This is a genomic window from Methanobacterium paludis, from assembly GCF_000214725.1.
Classification (GTDB): Archaea; Methanobacteriota; Methanobacteria; order Methanobacteriales; family Methanobacteriaceae; genus Methanobacterium_C; species Methanobacterium_C paludis.
Genome location: NC_015574.1, coordinates 731634 through 755170, shown reverse-complemented (window position 1 = coordinate 755170; position 23537 = coordinate 731634). Strand labels below are relative to the sequence as shown.

At 35.2% G+C, this 23537-nt stretch carries 23 protein-coding genes and 2 tRNA genes; 10 read left to right on the top strand and 15 right to left on the bottom strand.

The genetic code is table 11. The features are described from left to right. Nucleotides 1-4 precede the first annotated feature (4 nt). Nucleotides 5-277, bottom strand: a complete 273-nt coding sequence (locus tag MSWAN_RS13005) for a hypothetical protein (RefSeq protein ID WP_227716985.1) — start codon at nt 275-277, stop codon at nt 5-7. A gap of 355 nt (nt 278-632) precedes the next feature. Between MSWAN_RS13005 and MSWAN_RS03485 the strand changes: the two genes are divergently transcribed. Beyond that, nucleotides 633-1154, top strand: a complete 522-nt coding sequence (locus MSWAN_RS03485) for a hypothetical protein (protein ID WP_013825233.1) — start codon at nt 633-635, stop codon at nt 1152-1154. Between the two features lie 970 nt (nt 1155-2124). Further along, a complete protein-coding gene (locus MSWAN_RS03480; RefSeq protein ID WP_013825232.1) occupies nt 2125-5364 on the top strand; it encodes a beta strand repeat-containing protein in 3240 nt (1079 codons plus the stop codon). A 291-nt stretch (nt 5365-5655) separates the two neighbouring features. Here the strand turns inward: MSWAN_RS03480 and MSWAN_RS03475 are convergent, their stop codons facing one another. Both MSWAN_RS03475 and MSWAN_RS03470 read right to left on the bottom strand, forming a co-directional pair. Continuing rightward, nucleotides 5656-5988 (bottom strand): DUF2098 domain-containing protein, encoded by a 333-nt coding sequence (locus tag MSWAN_RS03475; RefSeq protein WP_013825231.1) that lies wholly within the window; start codon nt 5986-5988, stop codon nt 5656-5658. A gap of 123 nt (nt 5989-6111) precedes the next feature. Beyond that, entirely contained in the window at nt 6112-6402 is a 291-nt protein-coding gene (locus MSWAN_RS03470) for a PRC-barrel domain-containing protein (RefSeq protein ID WP_013825230.1), read from the bottom strand. Nucleotides 6403-6592: 190 nt separating this feature from the next. Between MSWAN_RS03470 and MSWAN_RS03465 the strand changes: the two genes are divergently transcribed. The 4 genes from MSWAN_RS03465 (at nt 6593) to MSWAN_RS03450 (ending at nt 10931) form a co-directional block, all read left to right on the top strand. After that, nucleotides 6593-7651, top strand: coding sequence for a CBS domain-containing protein (locus MSWAN_RS03465; protein ID WP_013825229.1), 1059 nt, complete (start codon nt 6593-6595; stop codon nt 7649-7651). 309 nt (nt 7652-7960) lie between these two features. After that, nucleotides 7961-9592 (top strand): tRNA uridine(34) 5-carboxymethylaminomethyl modification radical SAM/GNAT enzyme Elp3, encoded by a 1632-nt coding sequence (locus tag MSWAN_RS03460; protein ID WP_013825228.1) that lies wholly within the window; start codon nt 7961-7963, stop codon nt 9590-9592. 174 nt (nt 9593-9766) lie between these two features. Further along, nucleotides 9767-10444, top strand: coding sequence for a deoxyribose-phosphate aldolase (gene deoC, locus MSWAN_RS03455; protein ID WP_013825227.1), 678 nt, complete (start codon nt 9767-9769; stop codon nt 10442-10444). A gap of 136 nt (nt 10445-10580) precedes the next feature. Then, a complete protein-coding gene (locus MSWAN_RS03450) occupies nt 10581-10931 on the top strand; it encodes a cyclophilin-like fold protein (RefSeq protein ID WP_013825226.1) in 351 nt (116 codons plus the stop codon). Between the two features lie 126 nt (nt 10932-11057). Here the strand turns inward: MSWAN_RS03450 and cofH are convergent, their stop codons facing one another. Further along, a complete protein-coding gene (gene cofH / locus MSWAN_RS03445) occupies nt 11058-12173 on the bottom strand; it encodes a 5-amino-6-(D-ribitylamino)uracil--L-tyrosine 4-hydroxyphenyl transferase CofH (protein WP_013825225.1) in 1116 nt (371 codons plus the stop codon). A gap of 153 nt (nt 12174-12326) precedes the next feature. Between cofH and hmtA1 the strand changes: the two genes are divergently transcribed. Together hmtA1 and MSWAN_RS03435 are read left to right on the top strand one after the other, a co-directional pair. Beyond that, a complete protein-coding gene (hmtA1, locus tag MSWAN_RS03440; protein WP_013825224.1) occupies nt 12327-12533 on the top strand; it encodes a histone HmtA1 in 207 nt (68 codons plus the stop codon). Nucleotides 12534-12892: 359 nt separating this feature from the next. Continuing rightward, on the top strand, nt 12893-13384 hold the full coding sequence (locus tag MSWAN_RS03435; RefSeq protein ID WP_013825223.1) for a rubrerythrin family protein: 492 nt from the start codon (nt 12893-12895) through the stop codon (nt 13382-13384). Between the two features lie 382 nt (nt 13385-13766). Here MSWAN_RS03435 and MSWAN_RS03430 read toward each other — a convergent pair whose 3' ends face one another. From MSWAN_RS03430 to MSWAN_RS03415, 4 genes are all read right to left on the bottom strand, one after another. Next, nucleotides 13767-14381: a PsbP-related protein gene (locus MSWAN_RS03430; RefSeq protein ID WP_161597481.1), complete on the bottom strand. Its 615-nt coding sequence runs from the start codon at nt 14379-14381 to the stop codon at nt 13767-13769. A 209-nt stretch (nt 14382-14590) separates the two neighbouring features. After that, complete coding sequence (locus MSWAN_RS03425; protein WP_013825221.1) at nt 14591-14890, bottom strand: hypothetical protein; 300 nt, start codon at nt 14888-14890, stop codon at nt 14591-14593. An 11-nt stretch (nt 14891-14901) separates the two neighbouring features. Further along, entirely contained in the window at nt 14902-15399 is a 498-nt protein-coding gene (locus MSWAN_RS03420) for a DUF2953 domain-containing protein (protein WP_144011542.1), read from the bottom strand. A 134-nt stretch (nt 15400-15533) separates the two neighbouring features. Further along, complete coding sequence (locus MSWAN_RS03415; RefSeq protein WP_013825219.1) at nt 15534-15995, bottom strand: GerW family sporulation protein; 462 nt, start codon at nt 15993-15995, stop codon at nt 15534-15536. 351 nt (nt 15996-16346) lie between these two features. Between MSWAN_RS03415 and MSWAN_RS03410 the strand changes: the two genes are divergently transcribed. After that, nucleotides 16347-16418 (top strand) — tRNA-Val (locus tag MSWAN_RS03410). A 3-nt stretch (nt 16419-16421) separates the two neighbouring features. After that, nucleotides 16422-16494 (top strand) — tRNA-Phe (locus MSWAN_RS03405). A gap of 238 nt (nt 16495-16732) precedes the next feature. On the opposite strand, the gene MSWAN_RS12895 is transcribed toward MSWAN_RS03405, so the two are convergent. From MSWAN_RS12895 to MSWAN_RS03370, 7 genes are all read right to left on the bottom strand, one after another. Beyond that, the gene (locus tag MSWAN_RS12895; protein WP_013825218.1) at nt 16733-17458 is read right to left on the bottom strand and encodes a YrzE family protein; all 726 of its coding nucleotides are present in this window, start codon (nt 17456-17458) and stop codon (nt 16733-16735) included. 306 nt (nt 17459-17764) lie between these two features. Then, complete coding sequence (locus MSWAN_RS03395) at nt 17765-18493, bottom strand: zinc ribbon domain-containing protein (protein ID WP_048187861.1); 729 nt, start codon at nt 18491-18493, stop codon at nt 17765-17767. Between the two features lie 200 nt (nt 18494-18693). After that, the gene (locus MSWAN_RS03390; RefSeq protein ID WP_013825216.1) at nt 18694-19971 is read right to left on the bottom strand and encodes a tRNA (N(6)-L-threonylcarbamoyladenosine(37)-C(2))-methylthiotransferase; all 1278 of its coding nucleotides are present in this window, start codon (nt 19969-19971) and stop codon (nt 18694-18696) included. 292 nt (nt 19972-20263) lie between these two features. Then, entirely contained in the window at nt 20264-20917 is a 654-nt protein-coding gene (locus tag MSWAN_RS03385; RefSeq protein ID WP_013825215.1) for a protein-L-isoaspartate O-methyltransferase, read from the bottom strand. Further along, complete coding sequence (locus tag MSWAN_RS03380) at nt 20904-21530, bottom strand: HVO_0476 family zinc finger protein (RefSeq protein ID WP_013825214.1); 627 nt, start codon at nt 21528-21530, stop codon at nt 20904-20906. The genes MSWAN_RS03385 and MSWAN_RS03380 overlap by 14 nt, the downstream gene beginning before the upstream one ends. Before the next feature lie 491 nt (nt 21531-22021). Next, a complete protein-coding gene (gene hacB / locus MSWAN_RS03375; RefSeq protein WP_144011541.1) occupies nt 22022-22513 on the bottom strand; it encodes a homoaconitase small subunit in 492 nt (163 codons plus the stop codon). Nucleotides 22514-22534: 21 nt separating this feature from the next. Then, nucleotides 22535-23527 (bottom strand): beta-ribofuranosylaminobenzene 5'-phosphate synthase, encoded by a 993-nt coding sequence (locus tag MSWAN_RS03370; RefSeq protein WP_013825212.1) that lies wholly within the window; start codon nt 23525-23527, stop codon nt 22535-22537. Nucleotides 23528-23537 lie beyond the last annotated feature (10 nt).

Here is a 23537-nt window from a genome sequence, read left to right as displayed (position 1 = left end):
AACCTCAAAGTGTGTCCACCATGAAAATTGGGGTTCCATCTACTTCAGGAAGTCCTTTTATAAAGTCCCAGACAAATTTGTAGGTGGATAGAATTGCAACGGGAAATCCAAGACCAATAACATGTTCAGTGTTTACATCTTCAGGTTTTGAATCCTCTATCTTATGCAGTTTGGCATCGACACCATTCCCAGTAAACACTTTCATCATCTGTTTTACAACAAGCAGAGTGTTTCCTGTTCCTGAGAAGTAGTATAAATCAATTTTTTCAAGTTTCATTTTTCACACCAGCACTTGTATATAGGTTGGGCTACATACATTCATAAAATAATATTATATTAAACGACTTATTAAATAGCTGGTATAACTAACTGGTTGAACCTCTATTTTTTCATTAGTTTCATTATCATAGGACATTAACGAATTGGAAAGTTTTACAAATTTTAAGTTTCATTTTCAAATGTTTTGATGGAATATGGAAAAAAACAAGGTTGTAGATACCTTTAAGGTATTAAGGAAAATTTTATACCATTGAATGAACAACATAATAAATAATTGGTAAAACCTAGTAAAAGCGGAGCTATATTTCCTGCTTCCGTCACTTTTAGTTTTTTTTACTTACAAATAAAATGGGGTGGATATCATCACTGAAATTGATGATTTTTTAAAGAATACTGAACATATAAAAGAAATAGAAGTTTTTGATAAGAAAATAAATAAATATGAAACTGAATTAACCAGTTTAAAAGATGAAGAGTTAGTTTCAAAGAAATATGTTTTCAGCGCAGAGGATGAACTCACCAAACTCGAAGATGAAATCCAAAAAAATCAGGGAAATAATGGATTTGAGGAACAAATTGCAAGTGAAAAAGAGAAAATTCATGAGCTTGAAACTGGTTTATCTGCACTTGAAAACAGGATATCTGAAAAAGATGCAGTTATTTCCCATCTGAAAACAGAAAAAGAGGAATTGATTAGAAAAAGTCTCCTCAACCTGCACTCTCACATAAAAAAAGAGTATAAAAAGGTAGATGCAGAGCATAAAAAATATTTAGAGTTATGCAACCAGACAAAAGAAAAACGGTACGGCCTTGAGAGGGAACTCTTGAGTTTAAAAATGCTAGTTTACAGAGAGTACAAGTTAAGGTTAATATAACTGCTTATTTTTTTCTTGTTTTAGTAACTCATGGGATATAACAGAGTTTTGATTCATAAAGCTCATAAAAAGAGTTAAATCTTTATTAAATAGTTAAATTCTTATTAAATTTTAAATCTCTTTTAAAATTAGTTAAATCCTTATTAAATTTTAAATCTTTATTAGAATTAGTTAAGTCTCTATTAAAAATTAAAATAATTTTAAAGTGGAGATTCTTCGACCATTTTAAACCCTCTTTTTTAAATGTATTCCTAGTGACCTGAGGTATTCAGTATAACATCTAATTTTATAATTGTAGACCTGAAAAAATGAATGAACAGGTTCTAAATAAAATTAAATTAACATAAGTTTGTTCATCTTGGGATAAAAATCAATTGTTAAAAAAAATCTTTATTTCATTAAAATAAACCTTGAAACCCTTTTTTTTGATGTTTACAAATTTATTTACTGATTAATAACGGTTAAACGGAATAAATTTACATTTTTTTGAAAATAGCTTTTTTGTGAATATCTAAAACTATCCTGCTTTACATTGATTATTAGTTGAACAGTTTGTAGAATTATGTTGTATGGTTGATTTTATGTAAGTTATCTGTGCTGTTTAAGGTACTATTTATTATTTAACATATTTTATATGTATAACATGTTCAATAGGGTTGTTTTTCAGTGGGATGGCTTTTTTCATTTTAGAATATGATTATACATTATATTCATCTTTTATTTGGTCATAAAATCGGAAGTTTTATATTTGGTGGATGTATTACTTTGATTTGGATATAGAATATGTTATTATGTGTTGAAGTCAGTGTTTACAACATTTAAACAGTGATAAAATGGTGCTTTCGCAAATCCTTTTTAATTATCCTTTTGTGAATTTGTTTTGAAAGCGTTCCATTCCAAAGGTCAACACATTTTCATCTGAATATTTCTTCATATCCGAAAAAAAACATAAAGGAGGCGAAAAAAGCCAATGAAAATTGAAAAAAATAAATTAATTTTCCAACTTCCATTGCTGCTTCTGGGCGTTCTGGTTCTATTCTCTTTTGGTTTTAGCACTGCATCTGCAGCTGATACATCGATCTACGTCAGCACCCAGGGAAACAACAGCTGGGATGGACAATCTGCCGTATGGAACACTACAAGCGGACCAAAAGCCACAATATCCAATGCTACAGGCACAGTTGCAGAAAACGGAACAGTCTACATAGCCAACGGAACCTACAACGAATCTGGAATAAACATCAACATTAACATGAATATAATAGGTGAAAGCCAGCAAAACACCATAATAAATGGAACAAACAGCGGAAACTCCATATTCATCATTGCATCTGGATTGAACGTTACTATCAACAATTTAACACTCACACAAGGCCAAAGTGATAATGGTGGAGCTATTTACACTGAAGGTACTACGACCTTAACTAACTGTAACTTCGAAAATAACTTGGCCTATGGATGGGGTGGTGGAGCTATTTACAATCAAGGTACTATGACCCTAACTAACTGTAACTTCGAAAATAACCAGGCCTACGGAATTGGTGGAGCTATAGAAAGTCATGGTACTCTAAATATAACAAAATGTGATTTTACCAATAACAGTGCATTTGATGGTGGATGTATTTCCATTGAGAGCGGTTCTGTAAATATAAAAGACAGCACTTTCACAGGTAACACCGCAACAAATAACGGTGGAGCTATTTACAACGGCGGAACTTTAACCGTGACCAACAGCACACTCAACAACAACACCGCAACAACTAATGGTGGAGCCATCATAAGTTTTGGAACTTTAGAAGTAGTCAGCAGCACACTCACAAGCAACACCGCAAACTATGGTGGAGCCATCGAAAACAGGAAGGGAACAGTAGCATTAACCAACAGCACACTCAACAACAACACCGCAACAACTAATGGTGGAGCCATTATCAGTTATTATGGAACTTTAACAGTAACCAACAGCACACTCAACAACAACACCGCAGCAACTAGTGGTGGAGCCAAAACTAGTGGTGGAGCCATTTACAACACCGCATATAATGAATATGATGATAGCTACAGTAATGGAAGTTTAACAGTAACCAACAGCACACTCAACAACAACACCGCATATTATGGTGGAGCCATATACAACGATGGAACAATAACAATAGATAACAGCACACTCACAGGCAACACCGCATCTACTGGTGGAGCCATCTTCAACTATGGAACAATAACAATAGATTACAGCACACTCAACAACAATATCGCAACAACAGATAGTCCTTTTAATTCTTATGATGGTGGAGCTATCTGCAACGCTAAGGGGGCTTTAAACGTGACCAACAGCACACTCAACAACAACACCGCATATTATGGTGGAGCTATTATAAACGATGGAAATTTAACCGTGACCAACAGCACACTCACAGACAACACCGCAAACTATGGTGGAGCAATCTGCAACGAGGAACTTTTAACAGTAACCAACAGCACACTCAACAACAACACCGCAACAACTTATGGTGGAGCCATCAGCAGCTTTAGTGGAACTTTAAACGTAACCAACAGCACATTCACAGGCAACACCGCAAACTATGGTGGAGCAATCTGGAATGAGAAGGGACTTTTAACAGTAACCAACAGCACTCTCAACAACAACACCGCAAACTATGGTGGAGCAATTCTCAATGTTTATGGAAGTTTAACAGTGACCAACAGCACACTCACAGGCAACACCGCAAACTATGGTGGAGCAATCTACAGTGGTTATAATAGTTTTAATGTGACTGGTAGTGCACTTAACAACAACACCGCAAGAATTAATGGTGGAGCCATCTACAATTATTATAGTGATGTTAATCCGGTTGTTAACTTCAATCAGATTGTTGGAAACAGTCCAAATACCATTGTAATTTACAGTAAAACTGGTACAGTTGATGCTACGCTTAACTGGTGGGGTTCAAATGATAATCCATCAGGTAATGTGAATGATAATGTTAACGTCACATCATGGTTAATTTTGAGCATAACAGCAGATCCTACAAGTATATTGAACGGTAGTAACTCAACTGTAACTGTTGATCTACTGCATGCCAATAATGAAACAATCCAGGACCCTACAAATGGCCATGTGCCAGATGGCATACTAATAAACTTCACAGGAACTCTCGGAACTCTCAACTCCAGTACACTACAAAATGGTCAGGCAACATCCATATTCACAGCAAAAAGTGCAGGTACCGGCAGTATCACAGCAACAATCAATAACTACTCAGTTTCAACCCCGATCACAGTAAGAACACCACCAACCGTGACCGTGATTGACCCTGCAAACAACACGGTGAATGTGGCTATTAATAAAGTGATTAAAGTCACCTTCAACGAACCTATCAAAGCAGGTACAGGTTGGATAGAACTTGTGAAAAATAATGACACAAGCGTGTCTATACCTATTACATGGAATATTAGTGGTAATGTGCTGACTGTAACAACTAACAGCACCTTAGCTCACGGAGTTGGGTACCGTCTGCTTATCCACACAGGCAGCATAACAAATTTAGCCAGTGATAATGTAGCTGCTTATGTATCACGTTTCACCACGAGCTCAGATGTTACGGCACCTACTGTGAAAACAGTGGACCCTGCAAACAACGCAGTGAACGTTGCAGCCGATAAAGTGATCAAAGTCACCTTCAACGAAGCTATCGCAAAAGGTACAGGTTGGATAGAGCTTACCACTAGTAATGGTACGGTTGTACCAAGCACATTCTCTATAAGTGGTAATGTGTTAACCATAAAAGCTAACAGCACTTTAACTCACGGAGTTAAATACAATGTGCTTATCCACACAGGCAGTGTAACAGACTTAGCAGGTAACAATGTGGCCGGTTATGTATCCCGCTTCACTGTGGACACCATTGCACCTACTGTGAAAACAGTAAACCCAACAAACAACGCAGCCAACATTGCAACAAATAAGGTGATCGAAGTCACCTTCAACGAAGCAATCACAAAAGGTACAGGTTGGATAGAGCTTGTAGCCAGTAACGGCACATCTGTAACTATCAACTCAACCACCAATGGCAATGTGTTAACCATAACACCAACCAGCGCCTTGAGTAAAAGAACACATTACAGCCTACTCATCCACACAGGCAGTGTAACAGACCTGGCCGGTAACAACGTAGCAAGTTACGTAACCCGATTCACAACAACCACAACATAAAAACAAAATCCAATTTTCTTTTTTTAGATTAAAATTATGACAGAAATTAGTAAATAATTAATAATTGAGAATCTTTTGCATGACTAATACTTAAAAAAAGAGAAAATATATTTTAATTATATTATACTAGTTCTCTAATCTTCTTACTCAAAATAACAACATAATATCTGGCCTGTAAGAATATACGACTTAATTATACATTCTTAAAACTAATTAAATCTCTATTAATTTTAATTCCTATTAAAAACTAGTGAAATCTTTATTAAAATAAAAAAAACTGTATGGTAAGGTTCAGCCCCCACCATCGCACAGTTCCGAGCTCATATCCACGCCTTCGCCTATTTTTTTCTTCCTACTTTTATTGACCTTTCCATGGATTTTTTCTTTCTCATCAACGTCTTCTTCAATTTCAGGGACTTCTTTGACTTTTAATTTCTTGTACTGGTCTTCTTCTATGAGTTCTATGAACTGGCTTTTATACCAGAGATCTGTTGTGTCTATCTTTGCCCATGATCCATCATCATTTGATTTGATGTCTGTAACCTCACCAGCACTGCCTGTGCCTGTGTATCTAACGTGAGCCCCTTTGAAGATTATTTTTCCACGTGCATCTGCGACTTCCATTTTAAACCCCCGTTCATGTTTATTTATTTTAGGATTTTTTTTAATTAATCCAATCGTTTAATTAATCCAATCATTCCAATTTATAAAAACTGGAAAGTTGTATAAACATGAAATCCATACAATTTAATCGGATTTTTCAAGTTTTACCCGCGGTTTCTCAGTTTTTTCTTCAGCTTCTTCAACCCTTTCTTCTACTTCGGCTTTTTCAATGTTTAATATGACATAGTCCCCCATACCTTCTATGTCATCTGTAGTTATTTCCAGATCCTTTCTTCTAAGTCCAAACTCGCCAGTGGATATAACTATGTTGTTTATAACACCCTTTTTTGGTTCTACAAACATGTCTACCACTTTACCAATTTCAAATCCGTTTTTATCCAAAACTCTTGTGCCTAGAAATTCACTCACTTTCATGGGACCACCTATTTTTTAGGTCTGTTTTTAGAACTATATATTTTTTACCAATTATCATGGTTTGTATGTTTAATTACTGTATTATCAACGTTGAACCATTATTTAAACCTAAAAAGCTTTGATACCCTGAATTTCTCAAAAAATATATTATTTATGCCCATGAAAACATATTATTACCAATGGTGATGACGTGAGATACTCCCTAAAAATCTTCACAGTTTTTGGAATACCAGTGGAACTCCATATATCTTTCCTACTTCTGATGCTAATTATTTACATAGTTGCCTTTTTAAATCTCATACCTGGTTTGAACCTCTTGATAGCTGTTTTAATAACATTACTTTTTGTAACTGTGATTATACATGAATTGAGTCATTCCTATGTTGCCCAGAAGTACGGGGTTACTATTACAAGCATAGTTCTCCTCCCGATTGGTGGAGTTTCAACCATGGAGGAGATACCCTCGGATCCAGGTCAGGAACTTAGGATAGCTGTGGCAGGACCCGCAGTAAACTTCTTAATAGCATTTGTTGGTTATGCTGTAGTCCTGTCAATCGGTTCTTTCATCCCTAACGATCTTACAGAGACTATCTACTACTTTTCATTATTGAACCTGATTTTAGGAGCATTCAACCTGCTTCCAGCATTTCCAATGGATGGTGGACGTGTTTTAAGAGCATATCTTGCAGGAAGGATGAACTACGTTAAGGCAACCCGAGTTGCAGCAACCGTTGGAAAACAGCTTGCATTTGTAATGGCCATTTTGGGAATCCTCATCCTAAACGTTTTTTTGATATTGATCGCAGTGTTTATCTACATTGGAGCGGAGCAAGAGTACAAATCTATCCTCATATCAACGTTACTCGAGGGGGTGCTTGTCAAAGATATCATGACAAAGGACGTGAAGACACTAAGCCCTGAAACCAGTGTTCAGGATACATTAAACACCATGTTTCAGAAAAAGCACATGGGATATCCTGTAAAAGACAACGAAAACCTTGTGGGAATTGTAACCTTCCACGATGTTTCAAAGGTGCCTGAAGAACTGAGAGGGTCCTCTGTTAAGGATATAATGACAAAAAAACTTATAGTATCCAGCCCAAGAGAAGAAGTGTTTGATGCCCTTAAAAAGCTCAGTAAAAATGATATTGGAAGATTACCAGTTGTTGAAGAGGGAAAACTGGTTGGAATCGTTTCAAAAACAGATATAATGAAGTCTCTAGAAGTATTGAACCTTAAACTTTCATAAATCCAGATTAAAAGTAGATAATTTCATTGAGTTTTTAAGGTTGAATTTTTGTATTTATCACGATAAACAAATTCAATAAATTTTTCAGATCTTAACCAATTTTTAATAAGCTCGTTCGTTTCATTTTATTAATCAGAATAATTAAATCAACCCAGATTAAATTTAATCATAGAATAATTAAGAGAAATTACTAATTTTTATTTCCCACATAAATTTAAAAATAAATAAATTATAGATTAAAGAAATTAGAAATAAGATTAAAATTTAATTTAAAATTAGAATTAAAGATTAACAGGGAGAAAATCTGTCATGGAAGAGGCTTGCAGACTCATAATCAACGAAATCCTTGAAGGAAATATTAAAACAAAAAGTGACCTTGAAAAGGCCAAGCTCAAAGCCTGTAGAGAGTTCCAGCTTGAGAAGTTCATGAGCAATTCCATGATACTTCGGACTGCCACTCTAGAAGAAAGGCGAATGATAGCACCGGTTGTACAGAAGAAACCAACAAGAACAATCTCAGGGGTTGCTGTGGTTGCTGTGATGTGCAAACCCCATAAATGTCCCCATGGAAGATGTTTATACTGCCCTGAAAGCAAGAATGCACCTCCAAGTTATACAGGAGAAGAGCCGGCGGCACTTCGGGCCCGTATGTTCGATTTCCATCCGTACAAACAAACCTACAACCGTCTTTTACAACTTGAAAGTATAGGCCACCCACTGGACAAGGTTGAACTCATAGTGATGGGAGGAACATTCCCATCGTACTTCCTCTGTTACCAGGAATGGTTTATAAGTAAATGTCTGGAAGCGATGAACGATTTTGGGATAAAAAATCCTGAAGAAAGTATTAAAATCAAATCAGACACCCACATGGATGTTCCACAGGATTTTGTTTACCTTGAGGATGTTCAAAGAACCAATGAAAAGTCCCCTGTACGCTGCGTTGGAATGACCTTTGAAACCAGACCAGATTACTGTAAAATTCCTGATGTTGACCGTATGCTTAACATGGGTGTTACAAGAGTGGAGTTAGGTGTTCAAACCATTTACAACTTCATATACAAACGTATAGAACGCGGGCACACCATCGAGGATGTGGTTGAATCTACAAGGATACTCAGGGATTCGGGTATCAAAGTTGCAATGCACCTCATGCCCGGACTATTTTCAGATTTTGATAGGGATATGAGGATATTCAAAAGAGTGTTCAGTGATTCCAGATTCAAACCCGACATGCTGAAGATATACCCCTGCCTTGTGACTGAAGGCTCTAAGATCCATGAAATGTGGCAGAAGGGTGAGTACATTCCTTACACAACTGAGGAAGCTGTGGACCTCATAGTTGAAGTCAAGAAGATCCTGCCCAAATGGGTTCGGACCATGAGGATTCAAAGGGACATACCATCACCCCTCATAGAAGCGGGTGTTAAAAAATCCAACCTCGGTGAGCTCGTTTACAATAAACTCACAGAACATGGAGCTAACTGCAAGTGTATAAGATGCAGAGAAGTTGGGCATAGGGCCGCGGAGGGTGTGAACACCAATTTTGATGATATAAAACTCCTTCGTGAAGAATACGATGCAGGCGAAGGACGAGAGATATTTCTTTCATTTGAAGATGTGAAATCAGACGTTCTCATCGGATTTTTAAGGCTGAGAATGCCGTCAGCGAAGGCCCACAGAAAAGAAGTTGACAGTAAAACAGCCCTCTTGAGGGAACTGCACGTTTACGGGCCAATGGCCAAGATAGGAGATAAAAAACAGGCCGAAATATGGCAGCACATGGGCTACGGTGAGCAGCTTCTAGCTGAAGCCGAGAAAATAGCTTCCGAAGAATATGATAAGAACAAATTGCTTGTGATAAGTGGTATTGGGGCTCGAAATTACTATAAAAAATTTGGATACAGCAGAGAGGGTCCCTACATGTCAAAGAGGATTTAATTAAAATTCGAATTGATTAATTCATAATTGAATTCAGTTTCATCCAGAATCAACAGAATTATTGAAATTCAATTGAAATACAAAAATTAAGGGAAAGTATTTAATATTTAACCCTTAATATTAAAGTAAATCGTTTTAATACATTAAACCCAATTAAACCCAAAAAAGGAGTTGATGTGTTTGATATCCCCTGAAAAACTTGCAAAAATGATAGATCATACCAATGTGAAACCAGATGCCAGTAAAGATGATATAAAAAGGCTTTGTGATGAGGCAGCAAGGTATGATTTTTCCTGTGCCTGTGTAACCCCCACAAATGTGTCCCTTGCACTGGAATTTTTAACTGGCTCTGATGTTGACATCTGCGCCGTGGTTGGATTCCCCTTTGGTACAAACAAGCCTGAAACGAAAGCTTTTGAAGCACAGCAAGCCGTTGAAGATGGAGCATCTGAAATAGATATGGTTTTAAATATTGGAGCGCTCAAATCTGGAAAAAATGGATTTGTAATAAGGGACATTGGAGGGGTTGTGGAATTTTCAGAGGAAAGCATTGTTAAGGTGATACTTGAAACTGCTCTTTTAAACACAGAAGAAAAGATCAGAGCATGTATTCTGGCAGATAAAGCAGGGGCAGATTTTATTAAAACATCCACAGGCATTGGGTATCCGGGTGCAAATGTCGAAGACGTGGAACTGATAAAAAATACCATCGGCACTGAAATGGAAATTAAAGCATCAGGAGGGATTAGGGACCTTAAAACAGCCCTCGCAATGATAGAAGCTGGAGCATCAAAAATAGGTACTTCAACCGGTCCCCAGATAATGGAGGAACTTCTAAAAATGCAACGTTAAATTATACTAATTAAATGAACTGATGCTTCATAGTAAAAACAATGTTCTAGCAAATCATCATTGAAAATAAATGGTTTTGACTAATAAATTACAGTTAAGTTAAAATTACGTAAATGTTACAAGTAGAGGGACATGAATGGATATAGAAATAGAGATAGTTGGAAAAGGAAAAGCTGTGGCAGTTCTGGATGAGAGAAACCCTGAAACTGCAAAAAAGATCTATGAAAGTTTACCCGTCAGCGCTGATGCAATTAGTTGGCTTGAAGAAGTTTATTTCGACATGCCGCTTCAGTTGGAGTATGAAAATCCATCTCCCAAAACTCAAAAGGGTGATTTATCCTACTGGCCACCGGGCCCAGCTTTCTGCGTATTTTATGGAAAATCTCAGCCTGTGTCTGATGTGAACAACTTTGGTAGAATTACAGAGAACCTGGAACTCTTCAGCAAGGTTGAAGATGGGGATAAAATAGTTATAAAAAAATTATAGATTTTTAAATCTCTTTTAAATCTCTTTTTTTTGTTTAAATTAAAATTTTATTTGATTTGGAATCCAGCAATAAACTCATGAAGTCTTGAAATCATGTTTACCCGAGTTTTGAAAATTAAAATTCCATCATACTTGTTTTATATCCGTGTAAAGAGTGTTCCTCTCTGCAGGAGTCCTTCCAAGGTTCCTTATTACTCTTTTAAAATCTTCTGGAGATGTGTAAACTCCATATTTTGCCCCTGCTGATTTTGATATGTTCTCCTCTCCAAGTGTTCCGCCCATATCATTTGCACCTGCCATGAGACAGTACTGTGCAAATTTGAATCCCAGTTTGACCCATGAGACCTGGATGTTCTCTAAAAGATCTCCGAACATGAGCCTTGAAACTGCGTAGACTTTAAGATCCTCTATACCAGTTGATCCCGGACTTGAAATTCCAGTTTTGTAAATTGGGGTCAGTGTGTGCATAAATGTAAGTGGCACGAACTCTGTAAATCCGCCAGTTCTCTCCTGGATACCCCTCAAAATATCCAGATGTTCCACCCTATGTTTTAACTGTTCAATATGACCGTACATCATTGTGCATGTTGTTGGTACGCCTGTTTTGTGGGCAGTTTCCACAACTTCAATCCACTCTGCTGTTTTGAGTTTTGATGGACAGAGAACTTTTCTCACATCATCGTTTAAGATCTCTGCAGCATTTCCAGGGATTGAATTGAGCCCTGCCTCTTTAAGCATCTTAAGTTCTTCTTTAAAAGACATATCAGCTTTTTTTGCCCCGCAGTATATCTCCATGGGGGAAAATGCATGTATGTAAATGTCTGGAAGCTCCTCTCTGATTTTTAGAAGTAATTCCTCGTAAAAATATGCATCAATATCCGGGTGAAGTCCTCCCTGTATACATACTTCAGTGGCTCCCTGATCCCATGCTTTTTTAGCCCTTCTAACTACTTCATCAATGCTTAAGAAGTATGCACCTTCATCTCCGGAGTTTTTCTTGAAGGCACAGAATCCACAGGTTCCTGTACAGATATTGGTGAAGTTTATGTTCCAGTTGCGGATGTAGGTAACATTGTCTCCCACAATCTCCTCACGCCTAGCATCTGCAGCCATTAAAAGTGCTTGGAGTTCTCTTCCTGTTGTTTCCATGAGTTTTAGTGCTTCATCTTGTGATATTCTGGTTTTAATGGCCTTATTTAGTATCTCTTCTATCTGTGGGTCAATGTTAAACTGCTCAAACATAAAAATTTATATTCCAGTTTCTAAGATTAAAAGTTTCGGTTAGACAACTATCTCAATTAATGGAACAGTATGCCATATGACATGGCTAAAAATCCTATAAAAACCGATAAATATAAATATTAATTATCCCTACGTAAAATAGGAGGTGAAATTATGGCTGAATTACCAATTGCTCCAGTAGGACGGATCATTAAAAACGCTGGTGCTCAAAGAATAAGTGATGATGCAAAAGAGGCTTTAGCTAAATCCCTTGAAGAACAAGGTGAAGAAATAGCTAAGAAAGCTGTTGAACTTGCAAAACACGCTGGAAGGAAAACTGTCAAAGCTGATGACATAGAAATGGCTGTTAAAACAGCCTAATTTTTCTTCTTTTTTATTTACATTTTATTTTAATCAATTGATCAAAGTCTTAGACTTTTTTAGCTTATTTTTTTAACTCCAGTATCTGTTTTAATATTAATTGTCTCTTTAAAATTATTACTTTTTTAGAAAAATCTGGTTGAAGATCATCTTAATTTGTGTATGAAAAGATCACCTTACATTTGTTGAAAAGATCAACTATACTTGTATGAGATCATCCCCTTTTGTATAAGAACATGTTACTTTAGGTATTTTTTTTATAATTCTGTAAAATCATGGTAAATCATATTAAAAATTTAATAAGAGGGTTGTAAATATGATTACATGTGGAATTTGGAATTATTAACGGAGGTAGTTATATGAGTAGTAAAGATAATTTAAAGGAAGCATTTGCAGGTGAATCACAGGCAAACAGAAAATATTTGGCTTTTGCTAAAAAAGCTGATGAGGAAGGATTTAAACAGATTGCAAAACTCTTCAGAGCCGCAGCCGCAGCTGAGACTGTCCACGCTCACAACCACCTCGAAGTAATGGAAGGAATAAACAGTACCGAAGAAAACCTTGAAGAAGGCATAGCCGGTGAAAAAGAAGAATTTGAAAGCATGTATCCAGGTTTCATAGAAGAAGCAAAAACTGAGGGCAACCAAAAAGCTGTTTGGACTTTTGACGTTGCAAACCAGGTTGAAGAAATTCATGCAGGTTTGTACCAGAATGCCCTTGAAAACATTGGTAGAAACAGAGAAGTTGATTACTACGTCTGCGAATTCTGTGGTAACACTGTTGAAGGTGAAGCACCGGATAAATGTTCTGTCTGCGGAGCTGCTAAAGAACATTTCTTCAAGGTAGATTAAAATTGTAGATAAACCCTTTTTAGACGTCGTTATATGCAGGCATTATAAAGCGGTCTGTGTTATATACAACATTATAAGGGGAGTATGTTTTAAAATAAATTATAATTTCTTAATTTTTTTAAATTAAAGCTTTTTTTTACGTTCCTTTTTCTATTTACATTATTCATTTGCGAACTATTATTTAGCTTTTCAGGACTATTATTAGTGGAAAAATTGTTGTTTTCAAGTATAGAAATATGTAGAACCACATAATACATAATAATTATTAGCATATTATAGCAGCTAAAATGATTATGATTGTTAATTTCAGGCACATTAATTATTTGATATTATTTTAGAAACGATTTTCAGACTTTTTTTGATCATTGAATCTAAAAATGGTTTATTGTACCTTGAAACTGTTGATAATGATATTGAAGTTTGATTTTTCTTTATCAAATTCTTTATCAGGAGCTTGCATATTAATATAGTATGTTTTTCCATTTTTAATGAGGTATATCACTTCATATCTCATTTGTTCATTGTAACTTTGATCATGAGCTGTATATATGTCCTCATAAGCTGTTTTACCATCTATTGTCAGTGTTCCATTAGAGAGTTTATTCCAATCATCAGGAATCATACTATTTTTAATTAGCTTGATTCCTTCTTGCTCGGACAGGTCACCAGTAGGTATTATTTGAACATCAAATACTGTAAAATCGTCTTTAGAAACAACAAAAATCATATCGTTATTATTGCTCCGATTTGTATTAGAAGTAAAAACATCACCTCCTAAGGGTAAATCCCCAGGTACAACATTATTACTTCCTGTAGTGGCATTATATGCATACCAGTTACTAGAATAATTAAAATTAATGTTATATGCTGAATATGTTTTTATATGGCTGGTGTTATTACCTAGATTAGTTTCATCACCATACATGCATCCGGAGATTAAGATTACAAGGACCAAAACTCCTATTACTATTCCAGTATATCTGCACGATGTTTTCAATGACAAGTCACCAACCATTATTAGGTAGCATAATTGTATTATCTTATTTTTAATATAATCGTTCAGATTTATAGTTAAGTACCAAAAATTTTACAATAATCACCCAGTAAACCAAAGCTAAAATAGAGTTTTAAGATAATTAAAGGCAATATCTTGATATATTGTTTGATAAGTTTAATTTGGTTCCATATGTCTAATAAATTACGTTCTTAACTATAAATAGAATTTAAAATTGATTCTAATTCCAACTCTAAATCTGAGAAATCATCCTCATAGTTTTCAGGATCCGTGAGCATAACAATATATTTTTCATTTCTCTCAATTACGGCCATTGCAACAGGTTCCATCCACTCTGACCATACTTTTCCCTTTTCAAATGTGAAAACCTGAACTATGGGAGTTATAACTCTATCTCCTACTTTCAAAGCGTTTCCCGCGAATATTTCTTTTTTTGTCAATTTTTCAGTTTTTGAAAATCCCTTTGAATTTTCCTTTGAATTATAAGCCAAAATAGGACCTCCTATTTATTTAAAGTTCTGAGTTCTTTGATAAATGTCCTTACAGGTTTTTTAGTAAGTGCTCTTATTGATTCTGCTGCAATGTAGAAAAGTCTTAATTTGAATTCAAATTCGCCATTTCCATCAATTATTTCCTCTTGAAAGTCTGGAACGAAAGTTAAATAAATATTTGGAATTACATTCACAACGGATCCAATGCTCCAGAAATAGCCCGCTACTTTTGCTGTGTCTGTGGGGCTGTAAAATCCCAGTTTAAGATTTAGTGAGAATTTTTCAAAGTACGTGGATCTAAAAAATGCATATATTATGCGTTCAAGATGTGGTAGAGCTTCTAAAAATAGATTTAATGTTTTTAAAAGTTTTCTTACATTAAATTTAGTTTTTTTCTTTTCAGGTTCTTCTTTATCAACTAATTTTTCATCCTCTTTTTTTTCAGGCCAATCCTTTTTGAAGATCCTTAGTTTCATCCAACTTACACTAACATTTCCTTTTATTTTCAAAGATTTTTTTTGGAAATAAATAGAAATATGGAATGGAACCACCAGAATAAGTGTTAAAATCAAAATTATAACAATTATTATGGCGGCTAGTATTGTGTAAAACAATTAAGATCGGCTCTTTTTTTGATTTTAGATTAAACTTTCTTTTCTTCAGCTTCTGGTTCTTTAGATTTTTCAGATTCCCATTTCATGTGGCCTTTATGTTTCATTCCCTGGTGCTTTTCCTTCATCATTTTAGCACCCTGACTCATGATTTCCACAGCTGCTGTGCCTACTTCACTTACAACTCTTGCAAGTGCGTCTGGTGATTTTAAAGACAGTACTTTAACACCTTCTATACCTTTTACACCCTTAAATATAACTACCATGGCTACGGGTTCTATTCCAGCAGCTCCAGCTGCAGCAGCAGCGCCCCCACCAGCATTGCCTTGAGGAGCTTTACCTTCACCACTTCCGGCTCCAAATCCCATTCCCATTTTGGTTACGGGTATAAGCACTTTATCATCAGTTTCTATTACTTCACCTATCACATTCTCAATATTCAAGACTTTCCGAATTTCTTCAACTGTTGTTTTAATAGGATCCCCAATATCCATTACAACCCCTCCAGGTTAGTTATTGATTTACAATGTTTATTATTCTGTAAAAATAAACATATAAAATTTATTAAGAAATTAGTACTGTTAAAACATTTTAATTAGAAGTAACTGATTAATCATTAAATACTAAAATTTTATGAATTTATTCCACAATTTGATGCTTAGAAAATGGAAACAATAGGATAAAGTAGTATTTTTTTAAAACTTAAGAATATGGGGGGTTTTATCACATAATTGTGTTTTTTTCATAAATATTAAGAAGAATAAGATGATTTTATAGGTATTTCTAGCAAAGTAGTGGAAAAGGTTATATAGGAATAAAACTATAACCAAGATAGACCCTTTTATGGGCCGGTGGTCTAGGGGTATGATACCTCCCTGACACGGAGGTGATCAGGAGTTCGAATCTCCTCCGGCCCATTTGCCGTGGTAGTTCAGTTGGGAGAACGCCAGACTGAAGATCTGGATGTCGCTGGTTCAAGTCCGGCCCACGGCACTCAACAAATCTAATTTTTTAAATTTTTATTTTATATTAAATATTTTATGAGATTCTGTTATTCATTTTTGAATGATCAACAAGAAAACAAGGCCATGATCAATTCGGAGATTATGTTGATTAAACAGAATAAATATACTTACATTTTTACTATTTTTAAAAGAAAAGTTAAAAAAAAGCAAAATAGATTCTTATATTAAATTCACCACATTTTAACAGACAGGACGCTGCAATAAAATCACTGTTTTTCTCTTTGTTTAGAATTATTTTTGAACCAGATGCAAATTATTCCGCCAAGAGCTCCAAAAACTGCATATAAAACTGCATTGCCCAATAGATAGAGAACACTAAATGTTAAAATTCCTGTTATACTTCCAACAATTACCCCAACAGTTAAACCATTTACAGCCCCATCAGGATAGTCATTACTTTTACTGATGTAAGCAGTTATAGCTCCGGAAATGATCATTAAAATGGAGAATATCACTATATAAACTAAAAATCCGAAAGAGAAGTTAGAAGGGGATAATATCAAAAATATTACTGTAGAGACTATAGCAGCTATTATGAAAAAGCCGATCCCCCCAGCAACAGCAACCAATTTTATCCTTTCAAATAGTCCCTTTGTTTCTCCGGGAAAATCAAGATCAATTTCAGTAAAATTTTTAGCATTTTCTGAAAGTTTTTCAACTTCGGTTTTATGTTCCGAGTCAAGAACATCATTTTTTAAAGTAATTAACTTTCCACCGCATTTAGAACAAAATATACCTTGATATTCTTTGTTTCCACAGTGGGGACATATGAGATGCTGTTTTTCAGGGTCTTCAATTTTGTCTTCAATTTCATTGATAGAGTCTACAAGTCTTAAATTTCCACCGCACTGGCAGTTATCAAAGTCTTCTGGAGATTCATCTTCCATCAATTCGTAGTATCCACCACAACTTTCACAGATCAGATAGGGCATAAAATCACTATCTTAGTATCAGTTAAAGCATGTTTTATTATTTGTCATTACGTTAAAAACAAAAAATTTATCTATAAAAAAAGAGATAAATGATAAAATCAAAAATAACCTATTTTAAGCCATATTAAGTTTAATAAAACCCATTTAAAGATAAAACTCGTTTTAAATAGTTTATATCAATGAAATCAAATGCATCCATTAGAATCAATTACAATTAGCATCAATTTATCAATAGAATCTTATTAAATGATTCCATTCATAAAATTGACCTAAATAAAAAAAATATGTCAACTAATCGCGATTTATCTAATTATGTCTCCTTAAGAGTGTTCCAAGAATTCCTCCTAACACTGCAAGTAATCCAAAAACTGTGGTTACACTTAGGAACGCAGCTACTCCGCTTGCAACTCCCATTAAAACGCCCAGAACAACCCCTACAAGACCGCCATTTAAAATTCCATATTTATAATCTTTGCTCCCACTTATATAAGCAGCTAACAAACCTGAAATTATTGTTACAACTACTACAATCACCATAAAACCTATCAAAAGACTATGAGAGCTCATTAATAGATTATTAGAAATTTCTGAAGGATTTTGTGAAATATTGACCCCAACCAATTTGCTCCCAAACAATGCTAAAAATCCAAATAACATTGATAAAATTAAAAATCCGAATCCAAAACAGATCCCTATTAAACTTACCCCATTTACATTTTCATTTGTATTTCCAGTTCTTTGGGAGTTATAGTTCTCAGCTGTTGAAGAAGAGTTTACAACATTTAATTCTTCTCCACACTCCAAACAGAAAATAGCACCATTAGGGTTTTCATTTCCACAATTATGACACTTCTTCTTTAAAGGCCCCAGTACTGGAGGTTTTTCACTTAAAGGTTTCACAGCCGAAATTTCATTTAAAGATTCAGCATATCTTAATCTACCGCCACACTCTTCACATTTTGTAAAATCGAATGAAGCTTTTCCCTCGTTGAGTTCGTAGTATTTACCGCATTTTTCACATACCAGGTATGACACCAAAATCACTTTTCCCGTATTTTATTAAAAGACCATTTATTTATTTGATTTGTCTATGTAACTAAAAACTTTCTCATTGTGTACAGCCCATCTGTAAGATATACCGTTGAAAGTTTAAATCAAATTTTATAGTTTTTTTTATAGATTTAAGTAAACTTAGAATAACTATTTTCTATACTTTTCAGATTCTCTTATTTAGATTAATGTATAAGATTCCCCATAAGATAAGTGCTTTTCGCATCGATTATTTTAGCTTCACTAAAACTACCAATAACAGCATTTTCAACAATAACCTGTTTATATGAGTTTGCTCTACTTATGTAGCCACCTTTACTTCCTTTTCCGGTTATAACCACATTCTGGGTTGAGCCTAACATTTTAAGATTGTTCTCATAGCTTATCGCTGTTTTCAGATCATTCAAAGATTTAGAGCGTTTTTTCATTGATTCATGGCTTATCTCTTCCATGAGGGATGATCTTGTGCCTGGTCTGTGTCCGTACTTGGAGATGTTGATAAAATCAGGTCTTATATCTGCAACCAGGTTTAATGTGTCTTTAAATGCATCTTCATCCTCTGTTGGATAACCAACAATCACATCCGTTGAAATGGACATCTCTGGTATGTTCTCTTTGAATTTTGAGACAACATCCTTAAAATCTGCCACGGTATGTCCCCGATTCATGTCCCTTAAAACATCGTCGTTACCACTTTGAATTGGGATGTGCAAGAATTTGTAAACTTTTTCGTTTTTGAAAGCTTTTATTATGCCATCAACATCATCCATAATGCTTTTAGGGTGCATCATGCCGACCCTGATCTTAAAATCACCTTCAATAGTTGTTATTTCATTTATAAGTTTAGATAAAGAAGTACCTGTATCTTTACCATAAGCTGCTGTATCCTGGGCTGTAATCTGGATCTCAACACATCCCTCAGCTACTGCTTCTTCTACTTCACGCTTTATAAGTTCAGTTGGATAACTTTGAAGGCTTCCACGTGCAAATCGGGTGCAGCAATAACTGCAATCACCATTGCATCCTTCACATATCTGCACTATATGTATAAACGGGTTTGAACGTATTTTTGGAAGGCAAACCTTGCAATCTGTACCGTAACCTATGCTTCTAACATTTTCTCCGTTGAAAACTGATTTCACGATTTCAGGAGTTGATGTTACTTTGTGGGGTCCTATCCAGCTTGCATTGGGTGCAGCTTTTTGGAGCTTTTTTTTGTCTATTTCAACCATGCACCCAGATATTATGAGCTTTTTGTCAGGAAATTGTTTTTGCACCTTGTGAATTCTATTTATGGCTTTTTGTTCTGTTGGATGTTTCACGTAGCACGTGTTTATGATTATAACATCAGCATCCTCGGGTTTTGATACGATTTTTTCCTGATTTTCCTTGAGGAGGCCTGCCATTATCTGTGAATCTGCTTGGTTGAATGTGCAGCCGAATGTTTCGATGTAGATGTTCATTTAGTTATCTTCCAGTTTTTTTTGTTAGTTGAATTTATTTGTTAGATTGAATAATCTTAGTTATTAGATTAAAATAATTTTAGTTTTAATATTTTAATGGTTTATTTAAACATTATAAAAGACTTAAAAAGCAGATGATACTTTCTTAATAAGGATTTAATATAACTTTAATTTAAAACAAAATACGTTTTTACATTTAATTGATATATTCTAATTATTCTTTTATAGATATAAATTAGTTAGAAAAATAATCAATCAACATTCTTTTATAGATAATTATAAGTCTTTAATTTCACCTTTCAGACCATCCATGTTCACCGATCATTGGCACAAACCTTACCCCACCGAGCTTTTGAGATTTATATTCCTCTTCCGCTACCCTCACAACACACACAAGCTCCTGAAAAAAATCATCCAAACCAACTGGTATTAAAAGTCTTCCACCAATTTTAAGCTGTTTTTTCAGGGTTTCAGGTACCTTGGGGGCGCTTGCTGTACCATAAATCCTATCGTATGGAACTTTATCAGGATATCCTAACGTTCCATCGCCTATTATAACTGTAACATTATCAGAACCTGTTTTTTTAAGGTTATCCTTTGCTTTTTCAGCAAGGGATCCTACCCGTTCAATGGTGTATAAATGCCCTTCAGGACCTATACATTCTGCAACAACAGCTGCATTGTATCCATAACCTGTTCCTATTTCTAAAACCTTCATGCCTTCGGTAAGTTCAAGTTGTTCGCATATTATTGCCACCATATGAGGTGCAGATATGGTCTGACCATGTCCTATGGGTAAAGGCTGGTCTATGTAAGCATAGGGCCTGCTTTCAGGAGGTAAAAATTCCTCTCTCGGAACTTCTAACATAGCCTTCCTGACTCTATCTGTTTTTATGTAACCCTGATCTGAGAGTCTCTCTACGAGATCTTTCCTATCTTTCTTCATATTCCTCGTCATATCCAATCATCTTAGAAGTTAAATCATAATTGTAACGTATCTTCTCTTCAATTGGTATTCCGTATACCCTTTTTATTACCCATGCCTTTGCAAAGCCCTTTCTCATCTTTCTTTCAAGTGTTTTCATGGCTTTTATTTTGAAAAGGAGATTTTCAAGTTTCACAATATCCCCGACTGTGAATTCAAATTCCCTGTCAACTTCAACCTTTCTTGAAAGGATTCTGCCACTGAAATCCACTGAAATTCCAACTCTTGCAGGTATATCTATGTAATATGCCCATATTGTTTCTATATCTATTACTGGACTTTGCTGAACCCTTCCTCCTCTTTTATTCTCTACGGATGAAACTTGGGCAGGGCGTCCGTCAAGATCCAGGATATCCTCGACTCTAACAACTTCATCAGGATAGATTTTTATGAATTTTTTATGGGATTTTTCATATTCACTGACAACCACCCTACGTTCTACAGGCTTTTCAGCTATTATGGTTTCTCTGAAGATGTTTCCACATTCATTACATTGTAAAAGAAGTTCTTTTGATGTTTTACCCTTTGATTTCAATATTTTATAAGATCCACATTTGCATACAGGACATTTCATGTTATTTTCCTCATAAATTTAATTCTAAGTTATATTCTAAAAAACCATTAATTCTTAGATTATTATTATTAATCCTTAAATCCCCAGACTATTACTGATCCCTTTAAATCCCATATTATTATTAATTCTAAATTATTCATGTAACTATTAATTTGTCCAATTTATTATTTGAAAATTTTTATTAAAATTTTAATTTGAATGAAACTATTTTATTTTAAGTAAAATATTAGTAAAATTTAATGAACTGATTGATTTTCAGATGAATATGAATTTTTGTGTAGGAATTTGAGAGAATTTAGTATACATTACGATCTCATAGGATTTATGATCTCGTATCACCAACCTCAAAAAAAGGAGTTAACTAATAACCAAATAGTTAACAGAAAAAAGAAATGATTCTTCATTAGTTTCTTTAACCATTCCAAATTATTCAGGCATCTATAATCTCTAAAATTTCAAATTAGTATTTTCTTACCCTTACCAAAAACTGATTAACCCTTTTCCTTTATTTTCAGGTAATGTTTGACAAGTCCTCCATCTTCAAGGATTCCTTGCATAAATTTCTTAAACGGCCGAATCTGGAAGGTTTTTCCTGTTGTAACGTTTTTTATAATACCTTCCTCAAGGCTTATCCTTAAAACATCGTCCTTTTCAGCTTCAACATCTGCAATAATTACTGGAAGCCCCACGTTTATGGCGTTTCTGTAGAATATCCTTGCAAATGATTTTGCAACAATTGCAGAAACTCCTGCATGTTTAAGAGCTACTGGGGCTTGTTCACGGGATGAACCGCAGCCAAAGTTCCAGCCAGCAACTATTAAATCTCCTTCTTGAACCTTTTCTGCAAATTTAGGGTCTTCACCTGCCATTACATGAGATGCAAGGTCATCAAGACTGAACGTCCTTAAGTATCTTCCAGGTATAATTACGTCGGTATCTATGCAGTCTCTAAATTTCCAAACTTTTCCTTCTATCTTTTCCATAATATAACCCATCAGAATTCTTTAGCCACGGAGAGTTGCCCCACTATTTTTAGCCTGTGTAACAATAATTTCGCCGCCAATATCTTTCAGAGCATCTCTTGCTGCACGCGATACATCTTCAACATTGGTATCTGTAACGGCGTATAGGGTCGGACCGAATGAGCTCATACCCACACCGGCAGCACCGGCAGACCTCAATTTATCCATTATTTCTTTAATACATGGATTTTGAAGGCTATGTTCAACTTTCTTAAATCCAACATCTTGTATAATATTTATAGCACTTCCAAATGAGTCTAAATCTGCTTCAACAACTGCTGGCATGAGTTTCATGAGTAAAACATGCGACAATTTTTCAACCTCTTCAACAGGTATCGGGCAGTAACTCTGGAATATGTTAACTTCTTTACTTCCTGAAGCTCCCTGTTCCACATTAGGAATGACCAGCACTATCTTCCAGTCAGTTGGGAATTCATATCTTGCTATTATTGGTGGTGGTGAAGCCGGTGAAGCTGATGAAGGTAAAAATCCCGGTTTTTCATCTGTGTTATGACCTCCATCAACAATGAAACCTCCCTTATCAAATGCAGCAGTACCTATCCCTGATGTACCTCCTCTTCCAACGATTTTGGCTATTTCATGATTAGATAATTCACAATCATTCATTAAAGATATGAGTTTACCTGCAGCTAAAGATAACTGCGTTCCGGAACCAAGTCCAGAGTGGGATGGGTACGTTGTTCCTACCCGGAACGTAAATCCTTCATTTATACCTAAAAATTTAATCATTTTTTGTGCTGCTTTCTTCACCTTTAAAGTGTAATCATCCACAAGTTCGTTGCCAAGCTTCTCGGGTTCATTGAAAAGGACTGTGATATCATTGCCTTGAGGTTTTGCCTCCAGCATTAGGTTGGGTTTTTCAAGTGTTATACCGACTCCGCCGTCTATTCTACCATAGGCGCCGTTCAGGTCTATCAATGTAACGTGTAGTCTGGATGGAGTTTTTATTATCAATTCAACGACC

Coding starts and splice junctions, on each gene's coding strand:
- MSWAN_RS13005 (WP_227716985.1), bottom strand. CDS start 277: ATGAAACTTGAAAAAATTGATTTATACTACTTCTCAGGAACAGGAAAC.
- MSWAN_RS03480 (WP_013825232.1), top strand. CDS start 2,125: ATGAAAATTGAAAAAAATAAATTAATTTTCCAACTTCCATTGCTGCTT.
- MSWAN_RS03475 (WP_013825231.1), bottom strand. CDS start 5,988: ATGGAAGTCGCAGATGCACGTGGAAAAATAATCTTCAAAGGGGCTCAC.
- MSWAN_RS03470 (WP_013825230.1), bottom strand. CDS start 6,402: ATGAAAGTGAGTGAATTTCTAGGCACAAGAGTTTTGGATAAAAACGGA.
- MSWAN_RS03460 (WP_013825228.1), top strand. CDS start 7,961: ATGGAAGAGGCTTGCAGACTCATAATCAACGAAATCCTTGAAGGAAAT.
- deoC (WP_013825227.1), top strand. CDS start 9,767: ATGTGTTTGATATCCCCTGAAAAACTTGCAAAAATGATAGATCATACC.
- MSWAN_RS03450 (WP_013825226.1), top strand. CDS start 10,581: ATGGATATAGAAATAGAGATAGTTGGAAAAGGAAAAGCTGTGGCAGTT.
- cofH (WP_013825225.1), bottom strand. CDS start 12,173: ATGTTTGAGCAGTTTAACATTGACCCACAGATAGAAGAGATACTAAAT.
- hmtA1 (WP_013825224.1), top strand. CDS start 12,327: ATGGCTGAATTACCAATTGCTCCAGTAGGACGGATCATTAAAAACGCT.
- MSWAN_RS03435 (WP_013825223.1), top strand. CDS start 12,893: ATGAGTAGTAAAGATAATTTAAAGGAAGCATTTGCAGGTGAATCACAG.
- MSWAN_RS03415 (WP_013825219.1), bottom strand. CDS start 15,995: ATGGATATTGGGGATCCTATTAAAACAACAGTTGAAGAAATTCGGAAA.
- MSWAN_RS12895 (WP_013825218.1), bottom strand. CDS start 17,458: ATGCCCTATCTGATCTGTGAAAGTTGTGGTGGATACTACGAATTGATG.
- MSWAN_RS03390 (WP_013825216.1), bottom strand. CDS start 19,971: ATGAACATCTACATCGAAACATTCGGCTGCACATTCAACCAAGCAGAT.
- MSWAN_RS03385 (WP_013825215.1), bottom strand. CDS start 20,917: ATGAAGAAAGATAGGAAAGATCTCGTAGAGAGACTCTCAGATCAGGGT.
- MSWAN_RS03380 (WP_013825214.1), bottom strand. CDS start 21,530: ATGAAATGTCCTGTATGCAAATGTGGATCTTATAAAATATTGAAATCA.
- hacB (WP_144011541.1), bottom strand. CDS start 22,513: ATGGAAAAGATAGAAGGAAAAGTTTGGAAATTTAGAGACTGCATAGAT.